13 protein-coding genes and 1 tRNA gene are annotated in these 17,858 nt (G+C 56.6%); 4 read left to right on the top strand and 10 right to left on the bottom strand.

What is annotated here, in order from left to right; genetic code table 11:
- The 9 genes from B3187_RS00820 to B3187_RS00780 all read right to left on the bottom strand — a co-directional run.
- On the bottom strand, positions 1-388 hold a 388-nt coding region (locus B3187_RS00820), incomplete at its 3' end, for an archaeosortase/exosortase family protein (RefSeq protein WP_286804217.1).
- Between the two features lie 143 nt (positions 389-531).
- A complete protein-coding gene (locus B3187_RS00815; protein ID WP_286804216.1) occupies positions 532-1,317 on the bottom strand; it encodes a PEP-CTERM sorting domain-containing protein in 786 nt (261 codons plus the stop codon).
- A 265-nt stretch (positions 1,318-1,582) separates the two neighbouring features.
- On the bottom strand, positions 1,583-4,201 hold the full coding sequence (locus B3187_RS00810) for a tetratricopeptide repeat protein (protein WP_286804215.1): 2,619 nt from the start codon (positions 4,199-4,201) through the stop codon (positions 1,583-1,585).
- A 145-nt stretch (positions 4,202-4,346) separates the two neighbouring features.
- Positions 4,347-5,021, bottom strand: coding sequence for a fibronectin type III domain-containing protein (locus B3187_RS00805; protein WP_286804214.1), 675 nt, complete (start codon positions 5,019-5,021; stop codon positions 4,347-4,349).
- A 374-nt stretch (positions 5,022-5,395) separates the two neighbouring features.
- On the bottom strand, positions 5,396-6,649 hold the full coding sequence (locus tag B3187_RS00800) for a hypothetical protein (RefSeq protein WP_286804213.1): 1,254 nt from the start codon (positions 6,647-6,649) through the stop codon (positions 5,396-5,398).
- 126 nt (positions 6,650-6,775) lie between these two features.
- Positions 6,776-7,573: a tyrosine-protein kinase family protein gene (locus B3187_RS00795; RefSeq protein WP_286804212.1), complete on the bottom strand. Its 798-nt coding sequence runs from the start codon at positions 7,571-7,573 to the stop codon at positions 6,776-6,778.
- Positions 7,574-7,586: 13 nt separating this feature from the next.
- The gene (locus B3187_RS00790) at positions 7,587-9,101 is read right to left on the bottom strand and encodes an XrtA system polysaccharide chain length determinant (protein WP_286804211.1); all 1,515 of its coding nucleotides are present in this window, start codon (positions 9,099-9,101) and stop codon (positions 7,587-7,589) included.
- A 14-nt stretch (positions 9,102-9,115) separates the two neighbouring features.
- Positions 9,116-9,730 (bottom strand): XrtA/PEP-CTERM system exopolysaccharide export protein, encoded by a 615-nt coding sequence (locus tag B3187_RS00785; RefSeq protein ID WP_286804239.1) that lies wholly within the window; start codon positions 9,728-9,730, stop codon positions 9,116-9,118.
- 70 nt (positions 9,731-9,800) lie between these two features.
- Positions 9,801-11,219: a TIGR03013 family XrtA/PEP-CTERM system glycosyltransferase gene (locus tag B3187_RS00780; protein WP_286804210.1), complete on the bottom strand. Its 1,419-nt coding sequence runs from the start codon at positions 11,217-11,219 to the stop codon at positions 9,801-9,803.
- 240 nt (positions 11,220-11,459) lie between these two features.
- On the opposite strand from B3187_RS00780, the gene tviB reads away from it, so the two are divergent.
- The 4 genes from tviB to B3187_RS00760 all read left to right on the top strand — a co-directional run bounded on the left by tviB (position 11,460) and on the right by B3187_RS00760 (position 15,019).
- Positions 11,460-12,734 (top strand): Vi polysaccharide biosynthesis UDP-N-acetylglucosamine C-6 dehydrogenase TviB, encoded by a 1,275-nt coding sequence (gene tviB, locus B3187_RS00775; RefSeq protein ID WP_286804209.1) that lies wholly within the window; start codon positions 11,460-11,462, stop codon positions 12,732-12,734.
- Between the two features lie 27 nt (positions 12,735-12,761).
- The gene (locus B3187_RS00770; RefSeq protein WP_286804208.1) at positions 12,762-13,769 is read left to right on the top strand and encodes an NAD-dependent epimerase; all 1,008 of its coding nucleotides are present in this window, start codon (positions 12,762-12,764) and stop codon (positions 13,767-13,769) included.
- 129 nt (positions 13,770-13,898) lie between these two features.
- Entirely contained in the window at positions 13,899-14,810 is a 912-nt protein-coding gene (locus tag B3187_RS00765; protein WP_286804207.1) for an XrtA system polysaccharide deacetylase, read from the top strand.
- Positions 14,811-14,942: 132 nt separating this feature from the next.
- Positions 14,943-15,019 (top strand) — tRNA-Arg (locus B3187_RS00760).
- 328 nt (positions 15,020-15,347) lie between these two features.
- Here the strand turns inward: B3187_RS00760 and B3187_RS00755 are convergent.
- A complete protein-coding gene (locus B3187_RS00755) occupies positions 15,348-17,654 on the bottom strand; it encodes an acyl-CoA dehydrogenase (protein ID WP_286804206.1) in 2,307 nt (768 codons plus the stop codon).
- Positions 17,655-17,858: the final 204 nt, after the last annotated feature.

Here is a 17,858-nt window from a genome sequence, read left to right as displayed (position 1 = left end):
TGAATACCTGTTTCAGCCCGAACACTGACGCCAACAATAAAACCAGCAAAGGCAGAAGAATCACCTGCTCAAGAATGGTTACGTTGACCGCATGAAACACAAACCAGGCCGCCGACCCTAGCCCCAACCCAATCAGGCTCACCCACCAGGTAGTGTTTCGATTCACCAACGGCGTCCAGGGCAAGCTTTTATAAAGGAGGTAAACAAACAGAATGACTACAGGGATACCGTGGGCCATGCCCTCGTCCCATTTTATCCAGCGGGCATAAAGCCCCTCAAAGGTTGGCCAATAAAAGAAGACCCACAACACAAGCAGGAATAGCGGGAGGTATTGTGAGTAACGCCAGAGACTGGAGGAAATGCTATGCGCTGAGTGCTCTACGTCCATGCGATTTAACCCGGCTGGAAGTTCTCTTGGATGGTACCTGAATGACGCATTTTTGACTAGCGGATGAGGCCTTTCGAAATCGCGTAAACACATAAAAAAGCCGGCCCGAGGGCCGGCTTTTTATCTTTCTTTCCTAGATCCGATTACTTGGCAGCGCGACGACGTGCAGCGCCCAAGCCGATAAGACCCAGACCCATCAACAGAAGGGTACCTGGTTCTGGTAAGGTGCCAACAGTAATGTCATCAATACCCCAACCATCGTTATAGGCACTGTTATCGAACGTTAGCGTTCCACCAACGATCGATTCGCTACTCTTAACGGTTAAATAACCAACTTGACCGTTGGGCTGCTCGTACGGAATGGCGTATGCATCAGAAGAACTACCATTTGCAAAATGCAGCGTCAGCGTAGCGCTCACGTCTGCAGCATCAGCAATAAAAAACCCAAATGCGTCAAACTGCTTGCCCACAACACCACCGGAGTTAAAATCCCAAGTCACTTTCTTGGCATCATTACTGTCGAGCCAGAAGTCACCTTGATAGTTAGACAACTCTTCGCGGCCAGACTCACCGGTTTGCGCGCTTTCAATCTTCAAATTATTGCCGTCGCCCGCGTCCAACCAGTCATAGTTTACATGACCGTTCTCAATCAGAGTAAAAGTACCTACATTGGTGGTAAAGCTGCTGCTAGAGTCAACCCAAGAGCCTTGCTCTTGCTGAGTCTGGCTTCCACCCATGGAGGCAGGACCAGAACCCTGGGTGACCCAACCGTCAAAATTTTCTTGAACGATGGGCCCGCTCAGCTCCGCCAGAAAGTTCGCTTCGGCATTAGGGTCATAGCTCACGCCAATATTGATTGTGGCTGCGCTAGCAGCGCCTGCGGCTGCCAGGACGCTACCGGCCAAAAGAGTTTTCAGAAAAGTTTTCATAGTGTCCATCCTTTGAGGGAACAATAATTCTTAAGTCTTGCGTTTAGGCCACAGTTACTTGTGTTCGCCTTGCCTGTGAGGATGCAAGAGACGGTCCATGAATATTTATTCTATTTATTTCAGATAGTTAGGAAGGTTTAGCTATTGCTTTCGCTGCTCTCTTGTAAGCTTTTCCGACGAGATTTTACGTGCGTTAGCGAACAGAAGTGTACCGAGTTTGGCTGGATTGGGGAGTGAGGCGACGACCGGCGCCGCCTCTGGATGATCAGTTGGCGCTCCGGACCGCGTCCAGATTATTCTGGATATCCGCAACGCCGGGGGCGAGCTCAACTGCGCGCTCCAGTTGGCGCAAGGCGGCGGCGCGATCACCACTCAAATGCAGTATCCAACCATAGGTATCTAGAATGGGGGCAGAGTCGGGCTGCAGCTCAGCCGCTTGCTTTGCCAATGCCAGCGCCCGCTCAACATCCCGGTCTTTTAGCATCCAGGCCAGGTTGTTCAGTGCGATGGCATCGTTGGGGTTGTTTGCCAGGAGGCGCTCATAGGCCGTGATTGCCGCCACTTCGTCTCCTTGGCGCTGATACTCTTCCGCCATAAAGAGAAGCCGCCCACGGCTCTCAGGTGCCGCCCGCTCCCACTGCTGTAAAATTTCGGGTACTGCGTCAGGTGCATGCTCCCGCGCCAGGGAGATCAGGAGGCCCGCCATTTCACTATCAGGCTGCTCGTTCCAGGCTACGCGCAGCTCCCGGAAAGCGGCCTCCGGGCCATTTGTTGCCTGCGTCAGCCGAGCACTCATGACGGCGACCTCCGGATCGCCGGAGTGGCGCTCCTGCAGATCATCCAACAGTACTCTAGCCTGCTGCAACCGGTCCTGGGCCAGGTCCATCCTTACCAGGTCCAGGCTGAGCGTCCGGCTGGTCGGGAAGTCTTCTAGGGCCTGACTCAACAGCTCACGCGCCCTGTCAAACTCACCGACGTCAGCCAGCTCGCGCGCCCGATCACGATAAACCACCGATGTCACTTGGCGGGTGTAATCAGTTTCCTCTCCCTGATAGTTGCTCATCAGTTGGACCGCCTGCTCCAAATCTCCCGCATCGCGGTAGAGCATGGCCCTGAGTGCCGTCACATTGGGTGTGGTGGTCGCATTATCAGCGGCCACTCCCGCAAGCCAGTCATGCGGTGACTGGGACAGGTTACCATTGAGAATGATTTCGACACCCGCCCTCAAGGCTTGCTCGTTCTGAGGCTCAAATCCTACTACACGCTCAACCGACGCCAGCGCTTTGTCCGATTGGCCACTTTCATGGTACATCTGAGCCAGGACGCCATGGCCGCGCACGTAGCCGGTTTCGGCTTTCAGTAAACTTTCCAGCTGCCGAATGGCGCTTTGCTGATTGCCCTCACGGAAGCGGTGTTGCGCTTCATACAGGGTGGTCTCGGGTGCCTTGGGCGCCGCCTCCTTAAGCGTAGCGACCGCTTGGGCCACTTCGTCAAGCTCTCCGCGGGCCAAGAGTTGGTTCATATAGACGTTAGTGACGTTCCACTCCGCCGGCTGATAGTTGAAGGCCGTCCGTAGTTGTGCCATGCCCTGCTCGGCTTCGTCTCGTTGGAAGTGATAGCGCGCCAGCGCCAGACGCAGCCCACCGCGATGTGGATCCTGGGCGAGCGCTTTTTGAATACTGAGGTAGCCTTTCTGCTCCAGATCAGGGTTGTTTAATGCCAACAGCCCGTATAGAGACAGTAAAACCGTATCATCGGGCCGAGCTTGTAGGGAGCGCTGAAGCGTTTGAATAGCCCGCTCCGCGTTTCCGGTCTGCGCCTGAGCCATAACCATGGCGCGAATTACGTCGGTGTTCGCTGTTTCCACATCCACACTGCGGCTGAGCAGGGGTTCCGCCGCGCTGATATCCCCCCGCCTCAGGTTAACCATACCCAGCATCAGAGCCGCTGACTGGCTGTCAGGGTTTTCTTCCAGTAGTTCTTGCAGGATGGATTCAGCACTTTGGTAATCGCCGGCCTCTGCCGCAGCCACGGCTTCCTGTAACCGCTGCTCAGCGGCAACCGATTCGGGAGACTCCTCTGCCAGTACTTTCTGGTAGACCAGAGCTTCCGCCATTCGGCCTCTTGCAATGAGGGTTTCCGCCAGCAGCTGCAGAACCGCCGCGCGGTCGGGCAGCATAATATCCGCATCCGGCATGTTGATCAGGGCCTCTGTCAGGAGTCGCTCGGCACGCTCAAGCTCGTTGGTTTGAAGAGCGACGATCGCGCTCAAGTGCATGATTTCAGGCTCCTCTGGATGCTGCTCGCGTAACCGCTCAAGGATTTGGAGGGCCTCATCGCTTTGCCTTCGAAATATATGGTTTTCTACGAGACGCAGTGCAATTTCAAGATCTCCCGGATGCTCCTCGAACAAGGTTTGGTAGGCCTGCTCACTGACCTCGAGGTTGCCCTGGGTGCGCTGGATATCCGCCCGATAAAGGGCGAGCTCTTTAGACTCTTCTGCAGACCGGGCCGTAAAACCCTCCAGGGTCTCTTTGGCCGAGAGGAATTTCCCCTGTTTTAAATACGCTTCTGCGAGTGGGAGCGCCACTGCTTGAGGATGCTGCTCTACATAATCTTCCAGAAGCGTGGAGGCCCGGCGCGCAGCGCCCAGGGTAATGTAGACTTCTGCCATCGCGATGGGGTAGGCGACCTCTCCCGGAGCGCTATTCATGGCGTTGGTGATTTCGATCATGGCGGCACGATACTGGCCCTGATCACGATAAGCTTCGGCACGGTTAAGGTAGTCCTGAGCTTGTTCTGGACTGCTTTCCCGACCGCAACCAACCAATAGGGAGGAGGCAATGAGAAGTGTCAGGAATATACGGGGGAGCTGAGTCTGCATGGCGGTCCCTTCAGCATGGTGGACTTTATTGGGAGAATCCTACTGAAGTATACGCCGCCGGGGTTGGGGTTGGAACATGACGATTAATTTGACAGGCGCCGGAGGGAGAGAGCTACTCTTCCCTCCGACTTGCATTGAAATATTTCTAGAGCGACTCAGTCAAGCTGGCCACCGGGGATAGGTTCACGAATTCACTGTAGAGCCCGTTATTGTCAAAGGCGGCGATGGAAAACTGATAGCTGCCCTCCAGGTCACTGAACTCGTAGTCTTCTTCCCAGCCGCTTTCGACGACTACTGTCTGGAAGTCTTCCTCACCGAGCCGGCGATAGCGCAGCTCGTAGCCGCCGATGTCGTCTACTTCGAGGTACTCACCGTTTTCGCGGAATTCGGGGCGGTCCCATTCCAGGCGAACCGTGCCACTGACCGCAGATACAGGTTCCTCAATAGAATCTACCGGATCTGAATTGTCCTCTGCCGCTGGCTCCTCGGAGGCATCAACTGGCTCGGCGCTGTCACCGCCCTCTGCGACTGCATCATCGGTGCTGCTGTCGGGGTCAGCCTCAGGTGTTTCACTGGTGGAATCCTGGGGAGCACCGACGTCCTCGTCAGCACTGCTGCTCGCGCTATCCGGGCTTTCTACGCTGTTTTGCCCCGATGGCTTCTCGGTGTAGGGGCTTTTATTGCTCAAGCGTGAGTCGTCGGCCCCTGAACCGGCACCACCGCCACAAGCGCCAAGCACCAGAGTAATGGCCACGAAGCCAGCGACTGAGAGGTGGCGTATGGCTGCCAATGACTTAGCGTTAGCAATCAAACGAGACATAGGTTCGGTTCCCGGCCCCCGGGGCCTGTTAATTCAGTGAGTACCACTCCTTGCAAATGTGCATCCATGGGTTCTTTTTACCACCGGGGATATACGGAATCACTACTAAGAAACTCTTTTTTTATATTATATGCGCTGTAACTCACATTTTGTGACGAATATTTTTACGCCAAGGGGGCATTTCTAGTATTAGAAGTTATATGGGCTTTCCATTGGTTATGAAAAAGCGCCTGAGGGGATTGAAACCGTAGGTTAGAAATAGAGCGTTTACAGGGGGGGGGGCGGAGCAAGGGGAAATTCAGGTAACAGCAGCCTATCGGTCGCGGGCCCTTGGGCCACACGACCTCAGTGTGGATGTTTTTTGATCAAATCGGTCAAAACGTGTAACGCAGGCCCAAACCACCGGTGTTTTCGTCATATTCACGATTACCGTCATCGGATTTGCGTTTGTGGTGGCCCAAGAACAGATTCAGGGCAACGTCATTCGCGAAGTTGTATTCATAGCCAGCACTGACTCTGTCTTCCTGGAAATCGGAACGATCGGTGGCCCCGGCTTCAAATTCCTGATCTCGCCGCTGTAAAGAAAGGTCCATCGAAGAGCGGCTGCTGATCTGGTAGCCAACCGAGAGCCGTAGACCCAGTTCGTCTCGATCCTGAGTGTCATCGCGGAAGTCATCGCTCTGCCAGTAAACCGAGGCGGTGGTCGTACACCGCACACAGAGCCCCTGGTTGGTCCAGCGCAGTTCGGCCCGGGTGCGTTCCAGTTGGTCCAGCTCACCGGCAGAGGAATCGCCTGGAGTGAAGCCTCCCAGCTCCCCCTGGTTGCCGCTGCCGGTGGAGTTATCGGTAATAAACTGGCTGGCATTCAGGATCCAACGGTTGGCACCCTCACCGAACTGCACATCGATCAGGTAGCTGGGGCTGGACAGGGATTCCCCCACCTCTGGGTTACTTTCGTTGTAGCCGACCTGCACCTGATATTGAAGTCGACGTAGAGTCGTCTGATAAGAGAGATTGGCGGCGCGGTATTCGTAATCGGCCTGAGGTGCATCGTCGAAGGCGATTTCCGTGTGCTGAGCCGTTGCCAAGAGCTGGCTGATTTCAGACAATTGGCGCTGCCAGACCAGGCTGCCGCCTAGTCGCTCAGAATTGCGCTCCGGGCGAAACCGGTAGTCGACGTCAGAGAACTGGGCTCGTACCATCAATAGATCCACCCCGGTGGGGCGCCAACGAGCGCTGGGCATGGCGGAAACGATGGTTCTCTCGTCGTTATTGCTCAGCAGATCGATATCATCCGGGGCGTTCAGTACCGTCCGGCGTCGGTGGGAAAGCACCAGATCAAGAGGATCCGTTGGTTGCCCAATGGCCAGTTCGCTGTCGCCCTGGAGCAGGCTCCGATCTTCCTGAGAGCCCTCGCTAAACCGATGCTCGCTAGCGTTGTAACCCGCCTCAAAGGTCACCCAGCGATTGGCGTAACTGCCTCCCAGCCCTAACTCGACGTCGTCCTGGCGTTCGGACAGCTTATCGGTTTCGGATCTATTGGCGTTGTCTGTATACTCACTTCGCAGTCCAATATTTGCTCGCCAATCACCCTCTGCGGCAGCCTGCATTGGCAGAAGCAGGGGCAATGCCAGACATAAAACCGTACAACTGGTCCACAATGCGGTAAGACGTGTTCTGCGGATGTCTCTAAAAGTGCGCATGGTACTGTACTTCCCATAGTTAACCACAGGCGACAACTGGGTAACTGTCTGCTAGTGGTTGAAAATCAATCCTGAAAACTTATCTTTCCCGACCGCATCGATCCCCGAGAGCACATCCGACTGGGTGCATTTCCCGAACGGTACGACCAGCATGGCATGGTCACAATATTGCGAGAGAATGCGCGCTTCGGTGGTGGACTCAACCGAGGGGGCATCCAGCACAATGAACCGGTCCGGGTAGCGGGTTTTGATTTCCGAAATCAACACTTCCATGCGCTTGGAGTTGAAAAACTCCGCCGCCGACTCACTGCCGATACCCGATGGAATGACCCGCAAACGCTCGACCCCTGAGGGGTAAATAATGTGCTTCAGGGGGATGGTGTAGTCGTGCAGATACTGGGTCAGCCCGGCCTCAACCGGCACCACCGTATACTGCTCCGCCGTGGAGTTGTAGGGGTTACAGTCCACATATAACGCGGTTTTGTGGCGATCCAGCGCAAAGGTGGCGGCCAGGTTAAAAGCGACCAGACTGCCCCCGCCCCCTTCCTTCAGCGAGGACACCATGGCCACCACGTTATCGGTTTTGCTTTTCTGCAACAGCCGAATCCGAACCTCACGGAAAGCGTTCAACAGCTCGCGCTGCCGCATACCGGTAAAAATAACTTTCCTCTCGTAGAGCTCATCCTGCGTCCACAACACCGGGGTAGCCATGCTTTTGATCTGCTCACGCTTTCGGTGCTCAGAGACTGCGCTTCGGATTAAGGGGTCTTCATTGCGCTCATCTTTCACTACGTTGAGCCTCTCGATAAATGTTCGAAGATTGACCTCTGGCTTGTTCTTTTCAACCATTTCACCACCTCCGTCAATTTTTGACCTCGTACCAGGTAATTCCCAGTGCGATGTAACAGCCCATGGCGATAATACTGAAGCCGAGGAGTAGCACCATATCCTTGCGCATCAGTCGCTCTGTCAGCGGGGTATGGTAGTGAGGAATAATACCGATTAGGTCGACACCCTCTGGTAGATCGTTTTGTGTCGAGCGTGCAGAGCGATAGTGAGGATCCAGAAACACGTAAATAAACAGTAACCCAAGCGGAGCCAGGAAACCGAGAAACGGCCCGACCAACGCAAAGTGTATATACCGTAAGCCTGAGGGTTCGAGCGGGAAGGTGGCCGGATCCTGAATGCGATAGTTAACCCCCTGCCCTTCAATGTCCAGCGTCATGGAAAGCCTTGCCGACTCTTTTCGCTCCAGCATTTCGTTATACACGTTTCGGGTAACCTCCAGGTCCCGGGTCAGGTCAGATAGTTGCGCCTGATTTTCGGCCACTCGCTCCGCCCGGGCGTACTCTCGATCCAAGATCTGCTCGAGAGACTGCATCCGTCTTTTTTGAGCGGTCAAGTTCACTTCAGCAACGGACAACTGTTTGCGCAGCTCTTCGTAGAGCGGGTTTTCGGTATTTGCATCGCTTCCGTAGGACTCACCGGAGAATTCCAGGCGAGTAATTTCCTCGTCGATATCCTGTATCTGTTGGCGCAGCGTAATGACATCTGGATAACTGTCCTGATAGCTGAGAAGTAGTTGGTCCAATTGCCGACGCATCTCCCGGCGCCGGTCGCGCAGCCGATCAGCTTCGCCCTTGGCAACCTGATACTGATTTTCCTGACTCAACTGCTCTCTGATTGATGCAATTCTTGACTCCGATTCCTGAATTTCCAGATTGAGCGATTCGATATCGTTGCGCAACTGATTGATACGTGCACTGACTTGGGCCTCGGTGCCGTCGGTGTTTTGAGCGCGAAAGTTTTTTAATTTTTCCTCCGCCAACTCCAACTGCCGACGGTAAGATTCTACTTGAGCATCGATAAAGTTGAAGGCGCCCACGCTTTCTTCACGCTTGCGTCGAGCGGTGTCCTGGATAAACACATTGACGACACTGTTCAGTGCACTGAAGGCTTTTTCCGGGTCTTTAGCGCTGTAACTTACCCTGAAATTATTGGCACTCTCTGTTCGGACTGAAAGACCGTTGCGAAGCTCTCGTACAGCAGCCGCTTTGCTTTCATCGGTGGCATTAGAGTCAACAAGGCCGGCCCCCACGGCGGCCCGCTCCATTACCCGCCTTGTGTAAAGAGTTTCCTGTGCCTGCTTGACTCGGTCAATACCCGTGACCGAGGCGCGGCCTTTCAATAACGGCTCAATAATATTGGTTTCATCCGCGTAGAGAACAGCTTCAGTGGTGTAGGTATTCGGCCACAAGTAGCCGACTACCAACGGCAGGAAGCTAACAGCCAGGAAAGTCAAGACCACCCAGACCCTAAAGCGAATAGCTTCAAACTTAAGAGACTTGAGCAGGTCAACTATAAATGTCTTATCCATACAAATCTCTAACCTTAGAACGCCCGCTCAGGTACAGCCACAATGTCTGACGGCTGCAGCGTGTAATTCGTGTCCACTTTGCCCCTTTCTATCAAATCGTTGAGATAAATGGGGTAAACCTTCAACTCACCGTCCACTCGTCGATACAATTTAGCTTTGTTGGGAGAAGCAAATTCATTGGGGCCGCCCGCCATCAACACCAAATCCAAGACCGTCATGCCTTCCCGATACGCCAACGACTGAGGATTTGTAACGGCACCGGTGATACGAACCCGAAGCTGGAAATCGGCACTGGCCGGATTGGTGACAATAACGGTGACCTGGGGGTTTCTGACATAATCGGTCAGTGACTCGGTCAACGCTGAGGCGAGCTCTTCGGTGGTTCTTCCCGCTACCGGGACATCACCGATCAAGGGCATTGAGATACGACCGTCCGGACGAACCGGCACATCGCTCGACAGCTCGGCATTGCGCCATACGTTGATGCGCAGCGAGTCGCCCACCCCGATGCGATACTCGGTCAGTAACGCGTCACTTTGCGGTGGCGGAGTCACTGATTTTGTCGAGCAGGCGCTCAAGAATATCGCGAGTAATGCCCACAACGCCATCCTGAAACTATTGGTTTTCATCACGCTTTGTCTCCTTAAAACTCTGGTTGTCGTCGGGTGCAGCGAGTAGGAAGCCGGAGTGCGACTGCACTCAGTGCACGCCTTTGCCCAACAACACGATTTCGACCGTTTGGATCATGATCAGCATATCCATCAGAAAGCTGTGATTCTTGGTGTAATACAAATCATATTGCAACTTGTTCTTGGCATCTTCTACGGAGGCGCCGTAGGGGTATTTCAACTGCGCCCAGCCCATCAGGCCCGGCTTCACTTTGTGCCGGGTATCGTAAAAGGGAATTTTCTCGGAGAGCTCCTCAACGAACTCGGGCCGCTCTGGTCGGGGCCCCACAAAGCTCATTTCTCCCTTTAGTACATTGTATAACTGGGGAAGTTCATCCAGCCGGGCATTGCGGATAAAGGCCCCTACCCGGGTGACGCGGGCATCGTTCTTCTGGGCCCAGACCGCCTTGCCGCCTTTTTCCGCGTCCTGGCGCATGCTGCGAAACTTGTAAATGCGGAAGGTTTTGCCATTTAGGCCTACCCGCTCCTGAAAGTAAAGCACCGGGCGCCCGCTCTCCAGCATGACCGCCAGGGCCGTCAGCAGCATGAAGGGCCACAGAATCAGGACGAACAGGCCGGCCAACCCGACATCGAACAGTCGCTTGGCAACGGCTCGGCGCTTGGAGTATTTGAAACCGTCGGAAAAGAGCATCCAGCTGGGCCGCAGAATGCTGATGTCAATTTTCCCCAGCTCCCGCTCGCAAAAGCCCAGGCCCTCGCTGGTGGGAACGCCGGCCAGTTTGCAGTCGATCAGCTCATTGAGCGGAAAGACGCCGCCGTCCCGCTGACGCCGCTCATCCGGGGAGACGACAATCTCCGAGATCTGTTGCGCCTTCACAAAACGCACCCAGTCCTGCGGGTAAGGCAGCAACAGGGCCTCATCCACCATGGTCTCTTCATTAGCGCTGGGAACGCAGCCCACCACCTGAACGCCGATAACATCCCGCTCCGGCTCCAGATTTTCCAAAAGCTTCTGGGCACGGGCACCCGCGCCGAAAATCACCACTCGCCGCTTCAGGTTGGCGGTATCGACTAGCTTCAGAAACAGCGCCCTGGCCACCAAAACCAGCGCCGTCGCAAATAGGACGCCCCAGAAGATCAAGCCTCGGGGGATCAAGGCGCCGGCGAAAATGACGTTGAGAACAAAGAGTGCAAGGCTCCCCAGCAGGAAGAAGCTCACCAGGGTACGCAACACCATGCTCGAGTAACCCTCGCGCACCAGGGCGGTATACACCCCCATGGACAGGGTGCAGCAGCTGAGTACAACGGCAAAAAGCACAAGAGGCCACCAATTGTCCGGTGCCCGGGAAAACACTTCGGCGGATTCAGACAGCGACAGATGCCAGCGCTCGGCGCCCCACGCTGCAACAAGCAGCAAGCCCAGCTCAACGATGCCGAGAAACAGGTAGGGCAAATGAATATAGTGCTTATTCAACCGAATGTAAGACAAGACCCGCGTCCTTTTATGGGGTGTGAGTTTCAGCTCTGAAGGCACCGCATTATAGCGGGTTTTCAAGGGGTTTCTCGACCGCTCGCGTCGGCTTTTTGACCTTATAGGTGACAAGATTTCCGACACCACCGGAGGGGGCCTCACTATTTCGCTTTTGCCCCTGTTAATATGGTAGATTATCGCGATAAACGTACGATGAAAATCAGCAGGATCTACCCGTCAGCTCAAGGAAATTGCCCTATGTTCGCCAGTGAACCCACCCTTTGCATAATTGGCCTGGGTTATGTCGGTCTGCCTTTGGCGGCCGAGTTTGGAAAACAGATTCAGACCTGCGGGTTCGACATCAACCCCAAGCGGATTGCCGAGCTTAAAAACGGGCAGGATCACACCCGGGAAGTCAGTCCGGCCGAGCTGCAGGCGTCCGAGCGTTTGAGCTTTACCTCTGATCCAGCCGACATCAAAGGTTGCGATGTGTACATCGTGACCGTCCCCACCCCGATCAACGACAGCAAACAACCCGACCTGACCCCTCTGGAAAAAGCCTCCGAACTGCTTGGGAGGGTGATCGGCAAAAACAGCCTGGTGGTTTTCGAGTCCACCGTTTACCCGGGCTGCACCGAAGAAGTGTGTGTGCCCATCATCGAGCAAGGCTCCGGCCTGACGTTCAACCGGGACTTCTTTGCCGGTTACAGCCCGGAACGAATCAACCCCGGCGATAAAGAGCACCGGGTGCACAACATCGTCAAAGTGACCTCCGGTTCCACGCCGGAGGCAGCGGACTATATCGATACGCTGTACCGGCGCGTAGTGACCGTGGGCACCCACAAAGCCAGTAGCATCAAAGTGGCTGAAGCCGCCAAGGTCATTGAGAACACCCAGCGGGATATCAATATCGCCCTGGTGAACGAGCTCTCCCTGATTTTCAGCCGGCTGGGCATCGACACCCTCGAGGTACTGGAGGCAGCCGGAACCAAATGGAACTTTCTGCCGTTTCGGCCAGGCCTGGTCGGCGGGCACTGTATCAGTGTGGACCCTTACTACCTGACCCACAAGGCGCAGCAGGTCGGGTACAATCCAGAGGTGATTTTGGCCGGGCGGCGCATCAACGATGGGATGGGCCACTTTATCGCCGCCTCGGTGGTCAAGATGATGACCCAGCGGAAGCTGCACCTGGTGGACGCCAACGTGCTGATCATGGGGCTGGCCTTCAAGGAGAACTGCCCGGATCTTCGCAACACCCGGGTGGTGGATATCATTGAAGAGTTCCAGGAATATCACTCCAACGTTGACATTTACGACCCCTGGGCGGATCCCGAGGAGGCGGAGTTGGAATATGGCCTCAAACTGGTTTCCGAGCCCCGTCAGGGGCACTACGACGCCATCGTTTTATGCGTCGGGCACCAGGAGTTCCGCGCTATGGGCCACGACGCCATCCGGAAACTGGGGAAAGCTCAGCATGTGCTTTATGATGTGAAGCATATTCTGCCCAAAGAGCAGGTGGACGGACGCCTGTAGCGCCGGCAAAAACAACGGGATTACGTTATGAAAGTACTGGTTACCGGCACCGCCGGCTTTATTGGCAACCATCTGGCCTTACGGCTGCTGGAGCGCGGCGACGAGGTGATTGGGGTGGATAACCTCAATGACTATTACGATGTGAACATCAAGAAAGCCCGCCTGGCGCGGGTTACCCCCCATAAGGGTTTTACCGATATCCGGGCGGATCTGCAGGACAAGACCGCTATTGATCAGGTGTTCAAGGATCACAAGCCCGACCGGGTGGTCAATCTGGCGGCCCAGGCGGGAGTTCGTTACTCTCTGGAGAACCCCCAAGCCTACATCGACAGTAACATTACCGGGTTCATCAATATCCTGGAGGCCTGTCGCCACTTCGGCACCGAGCACCTGGTGTATGCCTCCAGCAGCTCGGTCTACGGCGCCAATACGGCGATGCCCTTCTCGGTGCACAACAACGTGGACCACCCGGTGAGCCTTTACGCCGCCAGCAAAAAGTCCAACGAGCTGATGGCCCATACCTACAGCCACCTGTTCGGCATTCCCACCACCGGGCTGCGCTTCTTCACCGTGTACGGCCCGTGGGGACGCCCGGATATGGCGCTGTTCATTTTCACCCGCAAGATTCTGGCCGGCGAGCCGATCGACGTGTTCAATTACGGCCACCACCGTCGGGATTTCACCTACATTGACGATATCGTCGAGGGCGTAATCCGCACCCTGGACCATGTGGCGCCAGCCAACCCGGACTGGAGCGGTGATCAGCCGGACCCCGCCACGTCCAAGGCGCCCTACCGCCTGTACAATATCGGCAGTAACAGCCCGGTGGAGCTGCTGCGGTATATTGAGGTGCTGGAGGACTGCCTGGGCAAGAAGGCGGAGAAGAACCTGTTGCCGCTGCAGCTCGGGGATGTGCCGGATACCTACGCCGATGTGGACGCGCTGATTGAGGATGTGGATTACAAGCCCAGCACGCCGGTGGAGGTGGGTATTGAGAATTTTGTTCGCTGGTATCGGGATTATTACCGGGTTTAGTGTTTGGTGACGGCGGATGCGGCCGTTGGCCTTATCCGCCCTACACGACCTATGGAGGTAGGCGTAGGGCGGATAAGCGAAGCGCATCCGCCGTAACCCACGTTTTCCGCTTTGTTGATAAGGTGCTACATGGAACGATCAACCGTCACCCACGCCATGACCGTCGACGTCGAAGACTACTACCAGGTCGCGGCCTTCTTTGATGTGGTCAAACCCGAGGACTGGGAGCACTGGCCGTCGCGGGTTGAAGCCAATACCGATCGGCTCCTCCAGCTGTTCGACGAGGCAGGTATCAAGATCACCTTTTTCATTCTCGGCTGGGTGGCCGAACGGCACCCGGAGCTGGTCAAGCGGATTCACGCCCAGGGCCATGAAATCGCCTCCCACGGCTACAGTCATAGGCTGATTTACACCCAGACTCCCGAACTGTTCCGGGAGGAAACTACCCGCTCCAAGCGTATTCTGGAGGACCTGTCCGGTCAGCCGGTGACCGGCTATCGGGCGGCGAGCTATTCCATCACCCGTCAATCGCTCTGGGCGCTGGATATCCTGGCAGAGCTGGGCTTCACCTGGGATTCCAGTATTTTTCCGACCCGGCATGATAACTACGGTATCCCAGGCAGTCCGGAGGAGCCCTACCGCATTATTACCTCCAGCGGTGCCGAATTGACCGAGTTTCCGCTGACCACCGCCAAAGTGCTGGGTCAGGCGGTACCCGCGGCCGGTGGGGGTTATTTCCGCCAATATCCCTATGCCCTATCCCGCTGGCTGTTCCGCAAGGCCAGCAACGGCGGCCAAAAGCCGCAGATCTTTTACCTCCACCCCTGGGAGATCGACCCGGAGCAACCCCGGATCCCCAACGCCCGCTGGTTCTCGCGGTTTCGTCACTACACCAACCTGCATCGCTGCCTGCCGCGACTGGAGCGGATGCTGACGGACTTTCCGTTCGGGACCATGAGTGAGAGTCTGGGAACGGTGAAGCTGGCCAAGACGCTGGATTTACGGGATCTGGAAGGCGAAAAAGCGCCAACCACGGCCTGATGGATAGACGAACGCCGCCGGCTTATGTAAAATCCGCCCCTCTTCGGGTGTTGGGCCGTGCCGAAAGAGGGCAACGGCGGATGCGCTAGCGCTTATCCGCCCTACGCAGACCACGCCCTAAGCTGAAAGTACGCACCTGTAGCTCAGTTGGATAGAGTAGCGGTTTCCGAAGCCGTTGGTCGCAGGTTCAAATCCTGCCAGGTGCGCCATATTTAAGAGGCCCGAGCTAGCGCTCGGGCTTTTTTTTAGGCACTGGCGGATTGCCGGTCACCGGGCATAACCCGGTGCCGTTCGGCTCGGGCGCAAAGCAGTGCTTTGCAAACGCCCGGCCTCACCCTGCCAGGTGCGCCATATTAGAGAAGCCCGAGCTAGCGCTCGGGCTTTTTTGTTTTGGGGAACGTCATTTACGGCGGATGCGGGCTTCGCCCTTATCCGCCCTACGCAAACCTTGCGAGCCTCCCCGTAGGGCGGATCGGTCCGATGCATCGGAGCGAAGCGCATCCGCCGCATGTAATCCACGAAACCTGCTTCGAGTTCCTAAAGCTTATCGAACGCGTCGGTGAGCAGGCAATCGTAGCGTTTTGCATCGTACTCTTTGAGCCGGGCGATATCCTCGTTGCGGATCAGGCCTTTCGTGGCGGCGTCCTCCAGGCGCTCATCCAGAGTTTCCCCGGTCAGCTCCCCTTTCGCCTGGGCGCGAACAAAGGTGCTCCAGGTGGGCTCCAGTGAGAGCAACATCTGGTAGGTGGTTTCCACCCGGCCAATGGGGTCGTCGGCCTTATCGTTTTCGTACACAAACGGGCGGAAGGCTTTGCGCACCGGGTTGTCTTCCAGGATCAAGCCGCCGAGCGTGCGGATGGCGTTGTCGTCGGGCTTGGTGAGCACCCGGCCGAGGGGGAATACCATCCACTTGAGGGCGCAGGCCATGGTGCGCTTCGGGAAGTTGCGATAGAAATCGTACAGCGCTTCCTGAGCGGTGTAGAGGGCGTGACGCAGTGCGTACTCCGCGTGCGCATCTTCCTCATCAGTGCGGGCATGGGCGGAGTGGAACTTCAGAATGGCACAGGCGATAAACAGCTGGCTGTGCACATCACCCAGTCGGGCAGACAGCAGCTCGCGGCGCTTCAGGTCGCCACCGAGAATGCCCAGAGCCATATCCGAGGTGACCGCGAGGCCGGCACTCAACAGATTGATGCGCTGGTACCAGCGGCGACTGAACTCGTTGGCGTTTTCCGGCACCCCGCTGAATCGGGCGCGGGTAATGCCAAACAGTTTGACCCGCAACAGGTTGCTGAACAGGTGCCCCATGTGCCGGATAAAAAGCTTGTCGAAATCTTTCAGCCCCTGCTCCTGATCCGGAGCCTGAATGGCCTGAAGCTCATCGAACAGGTAAGGGTGACAGCGCATGGCGCCCTGGCCGAAGATCATCAGCGAGCGGGTCAGAATGTTTGCCCCCTCCACGGTGATGGCCACCGGCACACTCTGATAGGGCAACGCCAGGAAGTTGCGCGGGCCGTGCTGGATGGCGCGACCACCCACGACGTCCATGCTGTGATTGACCACCCGGCGCATCATTTCGGTGGCATGGTACTTGGCCATGGCGGTCATCACCGAGGGCGAACCGGTTTCCAGCCCTTTGGTGACCATCTGGCGGAAGGCTTCCATGGTGTAGGCGCAACTGGCAATGTCCGCCGTCGCTTCCTGCACCCCTTCAAACTTGCCCACTTCGGTATTGAACTGGCGACGGATGCGGGCGTAGGCCCCCACCGTGCGATAGAGCATTTCCCCGCTGGCGGTGGCCAGCGCCGGCAGCGAGATGCCGCGCCCGGCACCGAGACACTCAATCAGCATCCGCCAACCCTTGCCGGCCATGGGCGCACCACCAATGATCCAGTCCACGGGAATGAACACGTCCTGACCCTTGATCGGGCCGTTCATAAAGGGCGAGCCGGGATGGTGGCGTTTGCCGATTTCCACACCCGGATGGTTGGCGGGTAACAGGGCACAGGTAATGCCGTAGTCGGATTTGCTGGAGTCACCCAGCAGGCCGTCTGGGTCGTGCAGTTTGAACGCCAGGCCCACCACGGTGGCCACCGGCGCAAGGGTGATCCAGCGCTTGCTGAAAGTCAGCTTGAGACCCAGCACTTCCTGGCCTTCAAACTCGCCTTTGCAGACGATCCCCACATCAGGAATGGAGCCGGCATCGGAGCCCGCTTCCGGCCCGGTCAGGCCAAAGCAGGGGATTTCGGTCCCGTTGGCCAGCCCGGGGAGCCAGCGCTGTTTCTGTTCGTCGGTGCCGTATTTCATCAACAGCTCACCGGGGCCCAGAGAGTTGGGCACCATGGCGGTCACGGCGGTGGTGCCGGAGCGGCTGGCGATCTTGCTCATGATCCGGCTCTGGGCGTAGGGCCCAAAGTCTCTACCACCAAACTCCTTGGGGATGATCAGGCCCAGGAAGCCCTTGTCTTTCAGGAACTGCCAGGCCTCTTCGGGCAGATCCTTCCGATGATGGTGGATGTCGAACTCATCGAGCATGGCGCAGAGCTCTTCCACTTCATTATCGAGGAAGCTTTGCTCTTCCTGGGTCAGTTGGGGCAAACCGATCTGCGCGAATTCGTGCCAGTCGGGCCGGCCGCTGAACAGGTCTTTTTCCCACCAGGTGGTGCCCGCCTCCAGCGCTTCACGCTCGGTGGTGCTCATGCTCGGCATGGCTTTGCCCAGCACCTGGAACACCGGCTTGGACAACACGGGGCGGCGCAGAGCCGGAACGTTGAGAATCAGGAGAACCGCCGCCAGTGGTACCACCAGCCACAGAGACCAGAAGGCCGGAGTCAGATACCCCAACAGATACCAGGTCAGGGCCNNACCACACCGATAACCACCAACAGCACTACAATGGACAGCAAAACCATAACCTTCTCCCTTATTCTCCAACGTCGGGCTCGAACTCCGGCCCACACAGTCCTAACAATAGCGTAATTTGCGATCCCCTTGGGGACAATTTTGTACCTGGCCGGGCGGGCTTACTGGCGGGGGTTCAACCCCGCC

The organism is Marinimicrobium sp. UBA4209 (genome assembly GCF_002381585.1).
GTDB classification, from domain to species: domain Bacteria; phylum Pseudomonadota; class Gammaproteobacteria; order Pseudomonadales; family Cellvibrionaceae; genus Marinimicrobium; species Marinimicrobium koreense.
The sequence above is the reverse complement of the archived record's forward strand: the minus strand, read 5'-3'. Positions and strand labels throughout refer to the sequence as shown.

Bases quoted from the DNA above. Each gene is read 5' to 3' on its own strand.
- B3187_RS00805 (WP_286804214.1), bottom strand. From the start codon at position 5,021: ATGTCTCGTTTGATTGCTAACGCTAAGTCATTGGCAGCCATACGCCAC.
- B3187_RS00790 (WP_286804211.1), bottom strand. From the start codon at position 9,101: ATGGATAAGACATTTATAGTTGACCTGCTCAAGTCTCTTAAGTTTGAA.
- B3187_RS00765 (WP_286804207.1), top strand. From the start codon at position 13,899: ATGGAACGATCAACCGTCACCCACGCCATGACCGTCGACGTCGAAGAC.
- B3187_RS00770 (WP_286804208.1), top strand. From the start codon at position 12,762: ATGAAAGTACTGGTTACCGGCACCGCCGGCTTTATTGGCAACCATCTG.
- tviB (WP_286804209.1), top strand. From the start codon at position 11,460: ATGTTCGCCAGTGAACCCACCCTTTGCATAATTGGCCTGGGTTATGTC.
- B3187_RS00785 (WP_286804239.1), bottom strand. From the start codon at position 9,730: ATGAAAACCAATAGTTTCAGGATGGCGTTGTGGGCATTACTCGCGATA.
- B3187_RS00795 (WP_286804212.1), bottom strand. From the start codon at position 7,573: ATGGTTGAAAAGAACAAGCCAGAGGTCAATCTTCGAACATTTATCGAG.
- B3187_RS00810 (WP_286804215.1), bottom strand. From the start codon at position 4,201: ATGCAGACTCAGCTCCCCCGTATATTCCTGACACTTCTCATTGCCTCC.
- B3187_RS00815 (WP_286804216.1), bottom strand. From the start codon at position 1,317: ATGAAAACTTTTCTGAAAACTCTTTTGGCCGGTAGCGTCCTGGCAGCC.